This is a genomic window from Acidimicrobiales bacterium (assembly GCA_035540975.1).
Taxonomy (GTDB): domain Bacteria; phylum Actinomycetota; class Acidimicrobiia; order Acidimicrobiales.
In genome coordinates, this window is sequence record DATLFN010000096.1 from 1 (window position 1) to 16,322 (window position 16,322).

The following is a 16,322-nucleotide window of genomic DNA, read 5'->3' on the forward strand; positions in this document are numbered from 1 at the left end:
GGCCAAGCAGTTCGAGGAGGTGTTCCTCCCCGGGCGGGCCGACCCCGTGCGCATCCCCCGCCAGTCGGAGGCCCTGTACCTGCTCCAGCGGGTGCGGGACGAGGCCCACCGCTTCGCCGTCACCTACCACCGCCAGCTGCGCGGGAAGCGGATGACGAGGAGCGCTCTGGACGAGATCCCGGGCCTCGGCCCCACCCGCCGGGCCCGCCTGCTGAAGGAGCTGGGCGGCGTGGGGCCGGTCAAGAAGGCGTCACTGGAGACGCTGAAGGCGCTGCCGTGGCTTCCCGACCGCGTGGCCGAGGCGGTGTACGAGAAGCTGCACGGCTCATGACGGGCGCCGGGGCCCGTCCTGGCCGCCCCCACCTGCTCGAGGTTCTGCTCCATTCGTCGTTCGCTACCCATCGGGGCAGGCCTCGCCGTCGGGGAGAGGGATCAGGGTCCGGTCGATCCGGTCGTAGAGGAATACCGGCTCGCCGGCAGATGCCGCGACGAGATCGGCGCAACGAGGCGTGCGGGCCGGCATCCGCACCGACGCCCACTCCGGCCCGTGGCGAAGTTGCAGCGCGGCGTTGAGGTCGCTGTCGAGGATGAACTGCGCGACCCCGGTGTCCCCCGGCAACGGTGGTACGACGACGATTCGGCCGACGCTGGGATCCACGTCGGCAAGAACAATCTCGACGAGGGCGTCGCCCTCACGCGCCGCGTCCCGGTAGTCGCGGACGTCCTGGACGTTGCCGGCGGCCAGCACGACGATGACCAGTGTGGCTACGACGGTGCCGAGCGGGCGGGACAGGCGGACGGTCGCCGCCAGCAACGCAGCGAGGACGAGGCAGGAGCCGAGGTCGGGAACGAGGTTGTTGCGGTCGAAGATCCCGCGGACAGCGAAGGGCGCTCCTCCGAGAGCGAAGGGCGCCGCGCCGGCCGCCAGTAGTGCGCAGCCGATCAGCACCTCGCGACGCACCGTCGACGGGCCCCGGAACGACGGGAGCACCGTGGTGGCGATGGACCACGTGGCGGCGGCGACGAGAACGACCATGGCGATCGCTCCGAGCAGGTCGGACCCCCAGAACCCCGCGCCCAGCTGGCCGGCCCCCAGGGTGTCGAGGTTCGCCAAGGGACCCGGCGAGCTCCCGCCTCTCTTCGGAGAGACCAGGAGTGCGACTGTCGTGATCGCTGCAACCGGCGCGAGTGCCACGGCAGCCGGGCGCAATCGTGCACGCCTGTCCTGGAGCCACCACCATCCGATGACGAGCGCAGCGACGGCGGCGATTCCCTCGTGGGCGAGGATCCCGACGACGAACAGCGCCACAGCCGTTCCGACGCGCCCTCGCCGGAGGAGCAGGAAGGCCCCGCCGGCGAGGCAGGCGAGCGAGACGAGGTTCGGTCCCAGCACGAACCAGAGGCGGGTCGCCCCGCGGTTCGGTACCACCGCGAAGGCCAGCGCGGCCAGGAGGGCGGTCCGGCTGGTGACGACCTCCCTGAGGGCCCGCCAGACGAGCAATGCGACGAGTGCGTTGAGAGAGCCCATGAGAACGGCGTGGAGGACAGGGCGGTCGCCGAGGACCTGGTACGCCAACACGTAGTAGGGGCCCACCGCCGGGCGGGCCGGCGCCTCGAACGAGAGGTTCATCGCACCCTCGAGCACACCGTTGGCGACGAGCTCGTGAGCGACCCAGAAGTCGTCGGACAGGTAGTCGGCGCCCGCGAGGCCCCACGCGATCGACGGGATCGCGGCGAGCACGGCGATCACGAGGCCCCAACGCCGGCTTGCCGCTTCGGTTTCCAGCGATCCCGTCGTCAGGACGGCCCCACGCGCGCCACAGCGATGAGCGAGACGCCGAGCCGCAGCCCGCGGCCCGAGACGAGCCGGCGTTCGCCGCCCAGCAGCCCGGCAAGGAGACGGTTGACCGGCTTGGGCGGAAGCCCCATGTCGAAGTCGCTGCGCCCGGGCCGCTCGGCCCGGCGCAGGCGCCCCACAAGACGGACGGCAGCGATCGGAGCGAACAGCACGGCGTTGAAGAACGAGAGGTGGCGTACGTCCATGCCGGCCTCGTCCAGGACACGGGCCAGATCTCGTCGCCGGTATCGGCGGAAGTGCCCGTTCGCCACGTCGTGCTCGCTCCAGAGCCACGGCAGGGCCGGGACGGTCACCAGCACGGTGCCGCCCGGGCGGGTGGCGGACGCCATGGAGCGAAGGGCGCCGACGTCGTCCTCCAGGTGCTCGATCACGTCGAACGCCGTGACGAGGTCGAAGTCGGCGGTGGCCGGGACGTCCTCGGGTACGCGGCCGAGGACGACCTCGGCCTTCACTGGTTGCCTTCGGGCGTGGTCGACGGCAAAGGGCTCGGGTTCCAAGGCGGTGACGTCCCCGAAGCGGGCCAGGAGCGGCAGCATCCCTCCTGTTCCGCAGCCGACGTCGAGGATGCGGCCGACCCGGGTGCCGACGTGGCGCTCCAGGACGTCGCCCACGACGGCCCGCCGGCCGACGAACCACCAGTGGTCGCGCTCGAGCTCGGCGTGGGCCCGGTAGACCGCGGCGTCCACCGCTACGCCGGCCGTTCGTAGTCGGCGGTCGTCTCGGCCACGAGGAAATTGGGCCGCGCCTTCGTCTCGTCGTAGATCCTCGCCACGTACTCCCCGAGCACGCCGACCACGATGAGCTGCATCCCCCCGATGGCCAGGACAACCGCCACGATCGACGTCCAACCCTTCGGCACGCCACCGAAGAAGATCCGGGCGGCAATGGCCACGCCGATGTAGAGGCCGCCGGCGACCGCGACGATCACCCCGAAGATCGAAGCGAGGCGTAGGGGAGCGGCGGAGAAGGAGACGAGCCCGTCGAGGGCGAGCCGGATGAGCTTGCGGAACGTGTACTTCGGCGTGCCGGCATGACGGGCGTCTCGGTCGTACGGAAGGCCGATCTGGCGGTAGCCCACCCAGCTCCGCAGCCCTCGCAGGAAGCGATTGTGCTCGGGCAGGGCGAGCAGTTCGTCGACCACCCGGCGATCCAGGAGGGCGAAGTCGCCGCTGTCGAGGGGCACGTCGATGTCGGCGACCTGCTTGTAGACCCGGTAGAACCAGCGGTACGCCTGGCGCTTCAGCAGCGCCTCCTTCCTGGTCTGCCTGACCGCGTAGACCACCTGGTTCCCGTTGCGCCATTCCTCGACGAGCCGGTGCAGCAGCTCCGGAGGATCCTGGAGGTCGGCGTCCATGAGGCAGACCGCGTCACCCCGTGCCGCGGCCATGCCGGCGGACAGGGCCGCCTGGTGGCCGAAGTTCCGACTGAGGCGGACGCCGCGGACGCGACGGTCCTCGGCCGCCAACTCGACGATCACCTTCCACGTCTCGTCCCCGCTGCCGTCGTCGACGACCACCAACTCACCGGGGTCGAGCTCGTTGAGCACCGGTTTGAGCCGCTCCCACAGGCTCCGAAGGTTGTCCGACTCGTTGAACGCGGGGACGACAACGCTGACGACGACGGGGTCCGAGCCGCCCTGGCCGTCGACTCGACCGGCATCGGCAGCGATGGCCCGGAGCTCCTGGGCCGTGCACGGGCTCAGGAGGGCCGCCGCCTCGGGGCTGAGTCGCCCGCGCAACACCGCCCCGGTCGCCAGCGAGCGCGCCGCCTCCGTCATGGCCGCGCCGGCACCGGCGAGCTCGGCGAGGGCGGCGCGCTCCGGGAGCCCGTCCTTCTCCGCCTCGCCCGCGGTTCCCCGCGCCGCTTCAGGCCGCCGGAGGGACCCTGGCATGCCCGCAGTCTACGGACGCTCCGGTGCGGCGGGCCGCTCGTACGCTGCGGGCGTGGCCATCCCCGACACCCCTGACGACCTCTGGGAGACCCACGCCGGGTGGTGGCAGGAGGGGTTCACCGAGGGCGCCGACGCCGAGTACGAGGAGCAGATCCTCCCCCTGGCGGCCGAGCACCTGGCGGGCGCCACCCGCGTGCTGGACGTGGGGACGGGGGAGGGGCAGGTGGCCCGCCTGGCCGCCCGTCTCGGCGCCACGCTGGTCGCCGGCGTCGACCCCACCCGGGCCCAGCTCGTCGCCGCCCGGGACCGGGCGGGCGGGCCCGCTTACGCGCGGGCCGGGGCGGCCGCCCTCCCCTTCGCCGATGGGGCGTTCGACGCCGTCGTCGCCTGCCTGGTGTTCGAGCACATCGAGGCGCCCGACGCCGCTGTCGCCGAGGTGGCCCGGGTCCTGCGCCCGGGCGGGCGCTTCCTGTTCTTCCTCAACCACCCGCTGCTCCAGACGCCGGGGAGCGGATGGATCGACGACCACATCCTGGAGGAGCAGTACTGGCGCATCGGGCCCTACCTGGTGGAGGACTCGACCCTGGAGGAGGTGGAGAAGGGCATCTTCATCCCGTTCATCCACCGGCCGTTGTCCCGCTACGTGAACGCCATGGCGGGCGCCGGGCTGCTCGTCGTGCGCATGGAGGAGCCGGCCCCGCCGCCCGGCTTCATCGCCCGGGCCGAGGAGTACCGGGACGCCGCCACCATCCCCCGCCTCCTCTTCATGCGGGCCGAGAAGCGCCCAGCGCCCGCCTGACCGCCGCCCCGGCCACTGCCGGGCGGCCCCGCACGTCGGGCCACGTGAACCGCAGCACCGTCCACCCGGCCAGCACCAGGACGTTCTGGCGGGCCCCGGTCGTCCTGGAACGCCTCCCGGGACGAGTGCGGCCCGTACCCGTCGACCTCGACGGCCACCCGGGCGTCCGGCCAGGCGTAGTCGAGCCGGTACGGCGTACCGCCCACGGGGTGCTGGCGCACCGGCGGCGGTACGCCGAACCGCACCACCACCCGGTCCATGGCGCTCTCCAGGGCGCTCACCCGCTCGCCGTCGGCGTCCAGCCGCGTGCCAGCACCCGCCGCAGCACCCCGGCACCCCGGATGCCCCTGCCGGCCGTGGGCTCCAGCGCCGCCCGCACGGCGGGGCGGTGAACAGCCCGTCGGCGATGCCGCGGTCGAGCGCACCGGCGACCAGCACCTCGTCGCCCGTCGCCGCCAGGTCCAGCACCGTGCGCAGCGGGTCGGTGCACGGGATCCCCCGGCGCACCACGGCCCGGCACCCCGCCGGGCGGACGTGGGTCGTCACCCCGGGGACGCGCGACCGGCGAGGGGCCGTCACCTCGATGCGCAGGTCGTCGACCAGGCGCCACACCCACGCCGCCGCCCGGTGCGAGGCCGCCGCGCCGGGGCCGACGGCGAGCACGGCGGCGAGGAGGCGCTGCTCGTCGCCGACCGGCGCGCCACCCATCCGGTGGACGCCCCGGTACAACCGCTCCCGGCGCCCGGGGCGCTCCCCGGCCTCGACCTGGCGCGGGGACAGGCCGGCGTCCATGGCCTGGACCACGGTGAACAGGGCGTACTGGCGCCGGGCGACGCCGGCCAGCGCTTCTTCGGTCACTTTCCCACCTCAGCGGTCGCTTTCTGACAGAAGAAGGGGAAGGGCCGGCCACCAGGCTGCCCCCGGCCTGTGACAATGAGGCCCATGGCCGAGTTCCTCGTCGTCACCGGGCTGTCCGGGGCGGGCCGCAGCACGGCGGCGGCCACCCTGGAGGACCTGGGGTGGGTCGTCATCGACAACCTGCCCCCGTCGCTGATCCCCCAGGTGGCCGAGATGAACCTCACCGGGGGGGAGACGGAGAAGGTCGCCCTGGTCAGCGGGCGCAGCGGCGCCGCCTACGTGGGTGAGTTGACCAGCGCCATCGACCACCTCAGCAAGGCGGGGCGGGGGCCGGTGCGGGTCCTCTACCTCGACGCCGCAGACGACGTGCTCGTGCGCCGCTTCGAGGGCACCCGCCGCCGCCACCCGGTGGACGCCGACACGGTCACCGAGGGGATCGACCTGGAGCGGGAGTCGCTGGCCGCCATCAAGGCGCAGGCCGACATCCGCATCGACACCACGGAGATGAACGTCCACCAGCTGAGGGACCGCCTGGTCGACCTGTTCGAGCCCGACCCGGTGGGCGGCATGCGGACGTCGGTGGTGTCGTTCGGCTACCAGCACGGGATCCCCCTCGACGTGGACCTGGTGTTCGACTGCCGCTTCCTCCCCAACCCCCACTGGGTGGACGAGCTGCGCCCGCTCACCGGCCTCGACCCCGCCGTGCGGGACTACGTCCTCGCCCAGCCCGACACCAAGGAGTTCCTGGCCCGCCTCGACGACCTGTTCGGCCTGGTGCTGCCCGGTTACGTGAAGGAGGGCAAGACGTACCTGTCGGTGGCGGTGGGGTGCACCGGGGGCCGGCACCGGTCGGTGGCCCTGGCCGAGGAGGTGGCGCGGTCCATGGAGGCCCACGGGTTCCGCCCCGTCGTCAACCACCGGGACATCGCCCGGGGCAACCGGTGACCGCCGGCTCCACCGGCGGCGCCGGTGGCGGACCTCGGGTCGTGGCCGTGGGCGGGGGGCACGGCCTGGCCGCCAGCATCTCGGCCGTCCGCCGCTACGCCGGCGACGTCACCGCCATCGTCAGCGTGGCCGACGACGGGGGCTCCAGCGGCCGGCTGCGGGAGGCGCTGGGCATCTCCCCGCCGGGCGACCTGCGCCGGTGCCTGGTCGCCATGGGCGACCCCGACTCCCTGTGGGCCCGGGCCTTCGAGCACCGCTTCGACGCCGGCGAGCTGGAGGGCCACTCCCTCGGCAACGTCGTCATCGCCGGGCTGAGCGCCACCACCGGCGACTTCCTGGCCGCCCTGGAGGAGGCGGCCCGCCTGGTCGGCGTCGGCCCCGGCGGGCGGGTGCTGCCGGCCACCGCCCACCCGGTGGTCCTGGAGGCGGAGGGGGAGAGCGGGACGGTGCGGGGGCAGCTGGCCGTCGCCACCGGCACCGCCGCCGGGCGGATCAAGCGGGTGTCCATCCTCCCGGCCGACGCCGGGACGCCGCCCGCCGCCCTCGCCGCCGTCGCCGAGGCCGACCAGGTGGTGGTCGGCCCCGGCTCGCTGTTCACCAGCGTCCTGGCCGCCCTGGCCGCCCCCGAGCTGGCCCGCGCCGTGGCCGCCAGCCGGGCCTGGCGGGTCTACGTGTGCAACCTCGGCCCCCAGGAGCCGGAGACGGCGGGGTACGACGCGGCGGGCCACGTGGAGGCCCTCCTCGCCCACGGCGTGGAGATCGACGTGGTCCTGTGCGACCACACGTTCCCACCGCCCCCCGACGGCCGCCTGCCCGTCCCCGTGGTGACCGCCGACGTCGCCCGGGACGACGGCCGCGGTCACGACCCCGCCAGACTGGCGGCGGCGCTGGAGAATCTGCTCGGATAGGGTCTGGCGCAACCCAGCATCCAGTGGGCGGATTCGAGCAGACACGGGAGGCACATCCATGACCGTGAGGGTCGGTATCAACGGCTTCGGGCGCATCGGGCGCAACTTCTTCCGGGCGGCCCGGGCAGCAGGCGCCGACCTCGAGGTGGTGGGAGTCAACGACCTCGTGCCGCCCGCCACCAACGGCCACCTCCTGAAGTACGACTCGACGCACGGCCGGCTGGACGCCGAGGTCGTCTCGGGCGACAGCTCCATCACCGTCGACGGCAAGGAGATCAAGGTCTTCGCCGAGCGCGACCCGGCCGCCCTGCCGTGGGGCGACCTGGGCGTGGACGTCGTGGTGGAGTCCACCGGCTTCTTCACCGACGGCGAGAAGGCGTCGGCCCACATCAAGGCGGGCGCCCCCCGCGTGGTCATCTCCGCCCCCGCCACCAACGTGGACGGCACCTTCTGCGTGGGCGTGAACGACGACACGTTCGACCCCGAGCAGCACAAGGTCATCTCGAACGCCTCGTGCACCACGAACTGCTTCGTCCCCATGGTGAAGGTCCTCGACGACGCCTTCGGCGTCGAGAAGGGCCTCATGACGACGGTCCACGCCTACACCAACGACCAGAACCTGCTGGACCTGGCCCACAAGGACCTGCGCCGCGCCCGCGCCTCGGCCGTCAACATCACCCCCTCGTCCACCGGCGCCGCCCGCGCCACCGGCCTGGTGCTCCAGGCCATGCAGGGCAAGCTGGACGGCACCGCCCTGCGGGTGCCGGTGCAGGACGGCTCCGTCACCGACCTGGTGGCCATCCTGGGCCGCGAGGTCACCGTCGACGAGGTCAACTCGGCCTTCGAGAAGGCGGCGGCCGACGGCCCGCTGGCCAAGGTGCTCGTCTACACCGACGACCCCATCGTGTCGTCCGACATCATCGGGTCGCCGGCCAGCTGCACGTTCGACTCGGGGCTCACCATGACCATGGGCAGCCTGGTGAAGGTGCTCGGCTGGTACGACAACGAGTGGGGCTACTCGAACCGACTGGTCGACCTGGCCCTCATCGTCGGCGCCGCCAACCAGAAGTAGTAGTGGACCTTCCCCGGCTGGAGGACCTGCCGGATCCTTCGGGCAAGCGGGTCCTCCTCCGCGCCGACTTCAACGTGCCCATCTCCGACGGGCGCATCGACGACGACCTGCGCATCCGGGCCGCCATGCCCACCATCCGGTGGCTCCAGGAGCACGGGGCCACGGTAACCGCCTGCACCCACCTGGGCCGCCCCAAGGGCAAGCCCGACCCCAGGTACACGGTCGAGCCGGTCAGGGAGCGCCTGGCCGAGCTCGCCCCCGGGGTGGACCTCTTGGAGAACCTCCGCTACGACCCCGGCGAGGAGGCCAACGACCCCGCCTTCGTCGACAAGCTGGTCGAGGGCCAGGACCTCTACGTCAACGACGCCTTCGGTGCGGCCCACCGGGCCCACGCCTCGGTCGTCGGCCCGCCGGCCCGGCTCCCCAGCGCCGCCGGCCGGCTGCTGGCCCGGGAGGTCGAGGTCCTCGGCGGCCTGCTGGAGGGCCCCGACCGGCCGTTCGTGGCCGTGCTGGGCGGCTCCAAGGTGAGCGACAAGCTCAAGGTCATCGACGCCCTGCTGAAGTCGGTGGACACCCTGCTCATCGGCGGCGGCATGTGCTTCACGTTCCTCAAGGCCCTGGGCCACGAGGTGGGCGACTCGCTGCTCGAGCCCGAGCAGGTCGACAACTGCCGGCGGCTGCTGGACGCCGGCGCCACCATCCTCATCCCCACCGACGTGGTGGCCCTGGGGCCGGGTGGCGAGATCATGGACCCCGACGCCGGGGGCGAGGTCGCCACCCTGGGCCAGGACGTCCCCGAGGGGTGGAAGGGGCTCGACATCGGCCCGGGGACGGCGGCCAACTTCGCCGACCAGGTCTCCTCGGCCGGGACCGTCCTCTGGAACGGGCCCATGGGAGTGTTCGAGGACCCCCGGTTCGCGGCCGGGACGCGGGCGGTGGCGGAGGCGATGGCGGAGGCCAAGGGGTTCACCGTCGTCGGCGGAGGCGACAGCGCCAGCGCCATGGCCGCCTTCGGCCTGGCCGACCGCATCGACCACGTGTCCACCGGCGGCGGGGCGTCCCTCGAGCTCATCGAGAACGGCGACCTGCCCGGCCTCAAAGCGCTCCGGGAGGCGGTGGCGCGCAATGGCTGATCGCAAGCCGCTCATCAGCGGGAACTGGAAGATGCACCACACCCACCTCGACGCCATCCAGGTGGTGCAGAAGCTCTCCTACGCCCTGCGGGACGACGACTACGACGCGGTGGACGTCTCCGTCCACCCGACGTTCGTGTCCCTCCGCTCCGTGCAGACGGTCATCCTGGCCGACAAGCTCCATATCACCCTCGGCGCCCAGAACTGCCACTGGGAGGAGAGGGGCGCCTTCACGGGCGAGGTCAGCCCGCAGATGCTCGCCAAGCTGGACGTCGGCTACGTCATCGTCGGCCACTCGGAGCGCCGTGAGCTGTTCGGCGAGACCGACGAGATGGTGAACAAGAAGGCCAGGGCCGTGTTCGCCGCCGGCATGACGCCGATCATGTGCGTGGGCGAGACCCTCGACGAGCGGGAGGCGGGCAACGCCGAGCCCAAGGTGCACGGGCAGGTGCGGGCCGGCCTGGCCGGCCTGGCCCGCGAGCAGGTCGGCGCCATGGTCATCGCCTACGAGCCCATCTGGGCCATCGGGACGGGGAAGACGGCCACCGCCGCCGACGCCCAGGCCATGTGCGCGCTGATCCGCCAGGTGGTCGGCGACGTCTCGGGGACCGACGCGTCCGCCACCGTCCGGGTGCAGTACGGGGGCTCGGTCAAGCCGTCGAACACCGCCGAGCTGATGGCGCAGCCCGACATCGACGGCGCCCTGGTGGGCGGCGCCAGCCTGGACGCGGACGATTTCGCGCGCATCGTGCGGTATCGCACGAGCCCTGAATGAAGTTGACTGCTGTTAGCCTGGAGCCACAGTGCTGACCGCGGTCGTCGTCGTCGTCCACGTCGTCGCCTCCCTCCTGCTCGTGGTGCTGATCCTGCTCCACAGCGGCCGGGGCGGCGGCCTGTCCGACATGTTCGGCGGCGGCATGGGCAGCGCTGCGGCAGGGTCCACCGTCGTGGAGCGCAACCTCGACCGCATCACCGTGGCGACCGCGCTCGTGTTCGCCTTCACCACCACGATCCTCGCCATACGTCTGCAGTAGCCGGGGGGCAACCAGCAGGGGGTCCCCCCGGGGACCGTCAAAGGAGGCCGACAAGGTGGTTGGAGGAAGGCGCCGCAAGGCGCTGCTGGGCACGCTGCTCGCCGTCTCGCTCGTGGCGGCGGCCTGCGGCGGGGACGACGAGGACGAGGGCGGAGCGACCGGCGGCGAGACCGAGGAGGTGCGCGAGGGGGGCTCGATCGCCTACGCCGCCGAGCAGGAGCCGACGGGGTTCAACAACCTCACGTCGAAGGACAACCTGCTCGAACTGCGCCACATCATGCAGCACGTGTGGCCCTATTCCTACCGGGCGCTGCCCGACCTCAGCGTGGAGCCGACGCCGGCGCTGGCGGGTGAGGCCGAGGTCGTCTCCGAGAGCCCGTTCACCGTCGAGTGGAAGATCGCCGAGGAGGCGATCTGGGACGACGACACGCCGGTGAGCAGCGACGACTTCGAGTGGGTGTGGCTGAGCTGCAACGGCAAGATCGACCAGGGTGAGCCGACGGCCAAGGACGAGGACACCGGCCAGGACGTCACCGGCCTCGACTGCGCCAGTACGGCGGGCTACGACGTCTCCACCTTCGAGAAGGTCGACGAGAAGACATTCCGCCTGGCGTTCGAGGAGCCCTACGTCGAGTACGAGGGGCTGTTCGGCGACCCGCTGCCGCCCGCCCACCTGGGCAAGGCGCAGCCGGGCGGCTGGAACACCGGCTTCGACGCCAGCCCGCTCGCCTCGGCCGGCCCGTACAAGCTGAAGGAATGGGCCAAGGGCGCCCACATCACGCTCGAGCGCAACCCCAAGTACTGGGGCCCCGAGCCCAACCTGGACACGATCGTGTTCCGGCAGATCCCCGACCCGTCGACGCACGCCGACACGCTGCGCAACGACGAGGTCCAGATCATCTACCCCCAGCCGCAGGTGGACCTCTTCGAACAGCTGCGAACGCTCTCGGGCGTGCACAGCGAGGCGAACTTCGGCCCGGCGTGGGAGCACCTCGACTTCAACTTCAAGAACGAGCTCCTGGCCGTCAAGGAGGTGCGCCAGGCCATCGCCTACGGCATCGACCGCGACCGCTACGTGGCCACGCTGATGAAGCCGTTCTCCGACGAGGCCAGCCGCCTCGACAACCGGATGTTCGTCACCAACCAGCCGGAGTACGAGGCCCACGGCCAGGAGTACGCCAAGCGTGACGTGGCCAAGGCGACCGCTGCGCTGGAGAAGGCCGGCTTCGTCAAGGGCGGCGACGGCATCTACGCCAAGGACGGGAAGCGGGCGTCGTTCCGCATCCGGGTCCTCCAGCCCAACCCCCTCCGCGAGCAGCTCGAGCAGCTGATCCAGGCCGACCTCAAGGGCGTGGGGATCGACGTCCGCATCGACAACTTCGCCGCCCCCGACTCCATCGGCAAGATCGGGGCGTCGGGCGACTTCGACCTGTTCATCTTCGCCTGGGTCGGCACGCCGTTCGAGGTGAGCGGTGGCCAGCAGATCTTCTCCTCGGACAGCGACTCGAACTTCGGGAAGTACGCGAACCCGGAGTTCGACGCAGGGATCAAGGAGGCGGCCGCGATCCTCGACGAGGGCGAGCGGGCCGACAAGCTCAACGAGCTGGACGAGCTGTTGTGGGAGGACCTCCCCAACATCCCGCTGTTCCAGAAGCCGGCTGGCGTGCTCGCCTACCAGGACCGGTACGCCAACATCATCGACAACACCTCGACCGAGTCGTTCTTCTGGAACTCGGTCAACTGGGGCCTCAAGCCCTCAGCCCAGTAGCAGGACAGGCCTGGCGGTCCCGGCGCCGGCGACGGCGCCGGGACCGCCATACTTGAAATCAAGTGCTCGCCTTCACCCTGCGCCGGCTGGCGGTGTCCATTCCCGTCGTCATCGCGTCGAGCTTCATCGTGTTCGTGCTCGTCGCCACCGCCGGAGGAGACCCCCTGGCCGACCTTCGCCTTCGCCCGGGCGTCACCGAGGAGGTCATCGAGCTGCGCCGCCAACAGCTCAACCTCGACAAGCCGGTGCTGGAGCGCTACGGCATCTGGGTGAAGGACGTGGTGAGGGGCGACCTCGGGCGCTCCTTCACCAACGAGGAGGTTCGCCCGCTGCTGTTCCGGCGCCTGGGCGTGACGCTGCGACTCGTCGTGTTCGCCACGCTGGTCTCCGTGCTCCTCGCCATGGTCATCGGCGTCGTGGCGGCCGTGAAGCAGTACTCGAGGTTCGACTACGCCGCCACGTTCCTCGCGTTCGTGTTCTTCTCCATGCCCGTGTTCTGGCTGGCCGCCGTGCTGAGGGACGTCGGCATCCGGGTCAACCGGAGGCTGGGCGAGAGGGTGTTCTTCGTCGCCGGCGAGCAGACGCCGAACCTGGCCGGCGGCTTCTTCACCGTGTGGGCGGACCGGATCGGCCACCTCATCCTCCCGAGCCTGACCCTGGTGCTCATCCAGATGGCGGCCTGGAGCCGCTTCCAGCGGGCCAGCATGCTCGAGGTGCTCAACGCCGACTACATCCGCACCGCCCGGGCCAAGGGCGTCTCGAGTGCCCGGGTGCTGTTCCGTCACGGCCTGCGCAACGCGCTGATCCCGGTGGTCACCGTCGTGGCCATCGACTTCGGCCTCGTCCTCGGCGGTGCCGTCATCACCGAGACCGTCTTCGGCTGGGCCGGCATGGGGCGGCTGCTGGTCGACGCGCTGGGCGTCGGCGACGTGAACGTCGTGCAGGCGTGGCTGCTCGTCACCGCCATGATGGTCGTGGTGTTCAACCTCGTCGCCGACCTGCTCTACGGCTTCTTGGACCCGAGGACCCGCCGTGGCTGACCTGGCGCCCGCCCCCGTCGGGGTCCCCGAGCTGCCGGTCGGCGACCAGCTGGACGAGTTCGGTGCCGAGGCGGAGAGCCAGTCCCGCCGGATCGTCCGCCGGTTCGTGCACCACCGCCTCGCCATGGCGAGCCTGGTGGTCCTCCTGGTGCTGATGACCGCGTCGTTCCTGGGCGAGACGATCACGTCGTACCGCTACGACGAGCTCACGCCCGACACCAACCAGCCGCCGTCGTCGAAGCACTGGTTCGGCACCGACTTCATCGGCCACGACATGTTCACGCTGGTGCTGCGGGGCGCCCGCCGGTCGATCCTCGTGGCGCTGATCGTGGCCGCCCTCGCCACGTCGTTCGGGGCCACCGTGGGCGCCCTGGCCGGCTACTACCGGGGCCTACTGGACACCGTGCTCATGCGGGTCACCGACCTGTTCCTCACCATTCCCAGCCTGGCCGTGCTGCTGGTGCTGGCCTCGCGATACAGGGGCCAGAGCGGCAACTGGATGGCGATCGCCCTGGTGATCGCCGCCTTCGCCTGGATGCCGCTCGCCCGCGTCGTGCGGGGGATGTTCCTGTCGCTGCGCGAACGCGAGTTCGTCGAGGCGGCCAGGGCGTTGGGGGCGAGCGACTCCCGCATCATCCTCCGCCACCTGCTGCCCAACAGCCTGGCGCCGATCATCGTCAACGCCACGCTGCTGGTGGCGGCGGCCATCCTCATCGAGACGGCGCTGTCGTTCCTCGGCTTCGGCATCGCCCCGCCGGACACGTCGCTCGGCCGGCTGGTGGCCGAGGGCTCCAACGCCTCCTACACCCGACCGTGGATGTTCTACCTGCCGGGCCTGTGGCTGATGCTGATCTGCCTGTGCATCAACTTCGTGGGTGACGGGCTCCGGGACGCCATCGATCCCCGCGACGCCAGGGTGCGGGCATGAGCGGCGAAGCTCCCGGGCCCGGGCCGTCGGGTGGGGCGAGCGCCGAGCCGGTCCTCGTGGTCGAGGACCTGACGGTCGACTTCGCCACCCCCGACGGCCCCGTCCACGCCGTGCGGGGCGTCAGCTTCACGGTGGACGCCGAGGCGGTCGTGGGCATCGTCGGCGAGTCGGGATCGGGCAAGTCGGTGACGATGATGGCGGTCATGGGGCTGCTGCCCAGGACGGCGACGGTGAAGGGCTCGGTCCGCTTCCGCGGCGAGGAGATCCTCGGGCTGCCCGACAAGCAGCTGCGCCGGTACCGGGGCCGCAAGCTGGCGATGATCTTCCAGGACCCGCTCACGTCCCTGAACCCGGTGTTCACCGTCGGCGCCCAGATCGCCGAGGCCATCCGGGTCCACAACGACGTCAAGCGCTCGGCCGCCATGGAGCGGGCGGTCGAGCTGCTCGACCTAGTCGGCATCCCCAACGCCGCCAAGCGGGCCCGCCAGTACCCCCACGAGTTCTCCGGGGGCATGCGCCAGCGGGCCATGATCGCCATGTCGATCGCCAACGACCCCGACGTGCTCATCGCCGACGAGCCGACGACCGCCCTCGACGTCACCATCCAGGCCCAGATCCTCGACGTGCTGGAGCGGGCCCAGCAGGCGGTCAGCTCCGCCATCGTGCTGATCACCCACGACCTCGGCGTGGTGGCGGGGGTGGCCGACCGGGTCATGGTGATGTACGCCGGGCGGGCCGTGGAGCAGGGGCTGGTCGACGACGTCTTCCTGCGGCCCCGCCACCCGTACACGCTGGGGCTGCTGGAGTCGCTGCCCCGTCTCGACGCCGAGGGCCAGGAGCGGCTCACGCCGATCGTTGGGGCGCCGCCCAGCCTGCTGCACCCGCCCACCGGCTGCCCGTTCCACCCCCGCTGCCGGTTCGTCCGGGAGATGTGCAGCGAGGTGATCCCCGAGCTGCGGTTCGTGGGGGGCCTCGGCCAGCGGTCCGCCTGCCACTACGCCGAGGAGCTGGAGGCGCTCGAGGTGGAGCCGACATGACGGTGGCGGACGGCGACGGGGCGGCGGCGGCCGCTGGGGCGTCGGCGGTTGCGGGTGCGGGCGCGCCCGTGCTCGCCGTGCGCGACCTCGTCAAGCACTTCCCGGTCCACTCCGGCGAGTTGATCCGCCGCAGGGTGGGCGACATCCACGCCGTGTGCGGGGTGTCGTTCGACCTCCATCCCGGCGAGACGCTGGGCCTGGTCGGCGAGTCGGGCTCGGGGAAGTCCACCATCGCCCGTTGCGTGCTGCGGCTCCACGAGCCGACGGCCGGCTCCGTGGAGTTCGACGGCGTCGACCTGCTGGCCCTCAAGCGCAAGGAGCTGCGCCGGCTGCGGCGTGAGATCCAGATCGTGTTCCAGGACCCCTACGCCTCGCTCGACCCCCGGATGACGGTGGCCGACATCGTCGGCGAGCCGTTCAGGATCCACCGGCTGGACGTGGACGTGCGAGGCGAGACCCGCGAGCTGCTGCGGCTGGTGGGGCTCAACCCCGAGCACGGCAACCGCTACCCGCACGAGTTCTCGGGCGGGCAGCGCCAGCGCATCGGCATCGCCCGCGCCCTCGCCCTCGAGCCCCGGGTCATGGTGCTGGACGAGCCCGTGTCCGCCCTCGACGTGTCGATCCAGGCCGGCGTGGTGAACCTGCTGGAGGACCTCCAGGCCCGCCTGGGGATCGCGTACCTGTTCGTCGCCCACGACCTGTCGGTGGTGCGCCACATCTCCGACCGGGTGGCGGTCATGTACCTCGGCAGGATCGTGGAGACCGGCACCCGCGACGACATCTACCAGCGGCCGTCGCACCCCTACACCCAGGCCCTGCTCTCGGCCGTGCCCGTCCCCGACCCCCAGGCCGAGCGGCGCCGGCGCCGGATCGTCCTCCAGGGCGAGGTCCCGAGCCCGGTCGACCCGCCGTCGGGCTGCCGGTTCCGCACGCGGTGCTGGAAGGCCCAGGACGTGTGCGCCGAGGAGGAGCCCGCCCTCGTCGACCGTGGCCAGGGGCACCCGTCCGCCTGCCACTTCGCCGAGGTCAAAGAGGTCGTCTGACCGTCCTC

The 16,322-nt window shown here is 71.9% G+C and carries 17 protein-coding genes; 14 read left to right on the forward strand and 3 right to left on the reverse strand.

Features of this window, described 5'->3' with window-relative positions:
- Positions 1 to 331, forward strand: a 331-nt coding sequence (locus tag VM242_10480; GenBank protein HVM05591.1) for an excinuclease ABC subunit C, incomplete at its 5' end; no start/stop codon positions are given.
- Positions 332 to 394: 63 nt separating this feature from the next.
- Here VM242_10480 and VM242_10485 read toward each other — a convergent pair.
- The 3 genes from VM242_10485 to VM242_10495 are packed head-to-tail and all read right to left on the reverse strand — an operon-like array spanning position 395 to position 3,749.
- Positions 395 to 1,741 (reverse strand): hypothetical protein, encoded by a 1,347-nt coding sequence (locus VM242_10485; GenBank protein ID HVM05592.1) that lies wholly within the window; start codon positions 1,739 to 1,741, stop codon positions 395 to 397.
- Between the two features lie 56 nt (positions 1,742 to 1,797).
- On the reverse strand, positions 1,798 to 2,544 hold the full coding sequence (locus tag VM242_10490; protein HVM05593.1) for a class I SAM-dependent methyltransferase: 747 nt from the start codon (positions 2,542 to 2,544) through the stop codon (positions 1,798 to 1,800).
- 2 nt (positions 2,545 to 2,546) lie between these two features.
- Complete coding sequence (locus VM242_10495; GenBank protein HVM05594.1) at positions 2,547 to 3,749, reverse strand: glycosyltransferase family 2 protein; 1,203 nt, start codon at positions 3,747 to 3,749, stop codon at positions 2,547 to 2,549.
- Between the two features lie 52 nt (positions 3,750 to 3,801).
- On the opposite strand from VM242_10495, the gene VM242_10500 reads away from it, so the two are divergent.
- From VM242_10500 to VM242_10560, 13 genes are all read left to right on the forward strand, one after another.
- Positions 3,802 to 4,548 (forward strand): class I SAM-dependent methyltransferase, encoded by a 747-nt coding sequence (locus VM242_10500; GenBank protein ID HVM05595.1) that lies wholly within the window; start codon positions 3,802 to 3,804, stop codon positions 4,546 to 4,548.
- Between the two features lie 627 nt (positions 4,549 to 5,175).
- On the forward strand, positions 5,176 to 5,433 hold the full coding sequence (locus tag VM242_10505; GenBank protein ID HVM05596.1) for a hypothetical protein: 258 nt from the start codon (positions 5,176 to 5,178) through the stop codon (positions 5,431 to 5,433).
- 57 nt (positions 5,434 to 5,490) lie between these two features.
- Positions 5,491 to 6,351, forward strand: a complete 861-nt coding sequence (gene rapZ, locus VM242_10510) for an RNase adapter RapZ (protein HVM05597.1) — start codon at positions 5,491 to 5,493, stop codon at positions 6,349 to 6,351.
- A 47-nt stretch (positions 6,352 to 6,398) separates the two neighbouring features.
- A complete protein-coding gene (yvcK, locus tag VM242_10515; GenBank protein ID HVM05598.1) occupies positions 6,399 to 7,259 on the forward strand; it encodes a uridine diphosphate-N-acetylglucosamine-binding protein YvcK in 861 nt (286 codons plus the stop codon).
- 58 nt (positions 7,260 to 7,317) lie between these two features.
- Positions 7,318 to 8,331: a type I glyceraldehyde-3-phosphate dehydrogenase gene (gene gap, locus VM242_10520; GenBank protein ID HVM05599.1), complete on the forward strand. Its 1,014-nt coding sequence runs from the start codon at positions 7,318 to 7,320 to the stop codon at positions 8,329 to 8,331.
- A gap of 2 nt (positions 8,332 to 8,333) precedes the next feature.
- The gene (locus VM242_10525) at positions 8,334 to 9,464 is read left to right on the forward strand and encodes a phosphoglycerate kinase (protein HVM05600.1); all 1,131 of its coding nucleotides are present in this window, start codon (positions 8,334 to 8,336) and stop codon (positions 9,462 to 9,464) included.
- Positions 9,457 to 10,239 carry a triose-phosphate isomerase gene (tpiA, locus tag VM242_10530; protein HVM05601.1) on the forward strand — a complete coding sequence of 261 codons (783 nt, stop codon included), beginning with the start codon at positions 9,457 to 9,459 and terminating at the stop codon, positions 10,237 to 10,239. The genes VM242_10525 and tpiA overlap by 8 nt, the downstream gene beginning before the upstream one ends.
- A gap of 31 nt (positions 10,240 to 10,270) precedes the next feature.
- Positions 10,271 to 10,498 carry a preprotein translocase subunit SecG gene (secG, locus tag VM242_10535; protein ID HVM05602.1) on the forward strand — a complete coding sequence of 76 codons (228 nt, stop codon included), beginning with the start codon at positions 10,271 to 10,273 and terminating at the stop codon, positions 10,496 to 10,498.
- Positions 10,499 to 10,553: 55 nt separating this feature from the next.
- A complete protein-coding gene (locus VM242_10540) occupies positions 10,554 to 12,266 on the forward strand; it encodes an ABC transporter family substrate-binding protein (protein ID HVM05603.1) in 1,713 nt (570 codons plus the stop codon).
- 62 nt (positions 12,267 to 12,328) lie between these two features.
- Entirely contained in the window at positions 12,329 to 13,306 is a 978-nt protein-coding gene (locus VM242_10545) for an ABC transporter permease (protein HVM05604.1), read from the forward strand.
- A complete protein-coding gene (locus VM242_10550) occupies positions 13,299 to 14,234 on the forward strand; it encodes an ABC transporter permease (GenBank protein HVM05605.1) in 936 nt (311 codons plus the stop codon). Before VM242_10545 ends, VM242_10550 begins: the two co-directional genes overlap by 8 nt.
- Positions 14,231 to 15,271 (forward strand): ABC transporter ATP-binding protein, encoded by a 1,041-nt coding sequence (locus VM242_10555; GenBank protein HVM05606.1) that lies wholly within the window; start codon positions 14,231 to 14,233, stop codon positions 15,269 to 15,271. The genes VM242_10550 and VM242_10555 overlap by 4 nt, the downstream gene beginning before the upstream one ends.
- Positions 15,268 to 16,314: a dipeptide ABC transporter ATP-binding protein gene (locus VM242_10560; protein HVM05607.1), complete on the forward strand. Its 1,047-nt coding sequence runs from the start codon at positions 15,268 to 15,270 to the stop codon at positions 16,312 to 16,314. Before VM242_10555 ends, VM242_10560 begins: the two co-directional genes overlap by 4 nt.
- The last annotated feature ends 8 nt before the right edge of the window (positions 16,315 to 16,322 follow it).

Excerpts from the sequence above, each read along its gene's own strand:
- VM242_10495 (HVM05594.1), bottom strand. The coding sequence starts at position 3,749 with ATGCCAGGGTCCCTCCGGCGGCCTGAAGCGGCGCGGGGAACCGCGGGC.
- rapZ (HVM05597.1), top strand. The coding sequence starts at position 5,491 with ATGGCCGAGTTCCTCGTCGTCACCGGGCTGTCCGGGGCGGGCCGCAGC.
- gap (HVM05599.1), top strand. The coding sequence starts at position 7,318 with ATGACCGTGAGGGTCGGTATCAACGGCTTCGGGCGCATCGGGCGCAAC.
- tpiA (HVM05601.1), top strand. The coding sequence starts at position 9,457 with ATGGCTGATCGCAAGCCGCTCATCAGCGGGAACTGGAAGATGCACCAC.
- VM242_10555 (HVM05606.1), top strand. The coding sequence starts at position 14,231 with ATGAGCGGCGAAGCTCCCGGGCCCGGGCCGTCGGGTGGGGCGAGCGCC.
- VM242_10560 (HVM05607.1), top strand. The coding sequence starts at position 15,268 with ATGACGGTGGCGGACGGCGACGGGGCGGCGGCGGCCGCTGGGGCGTCG.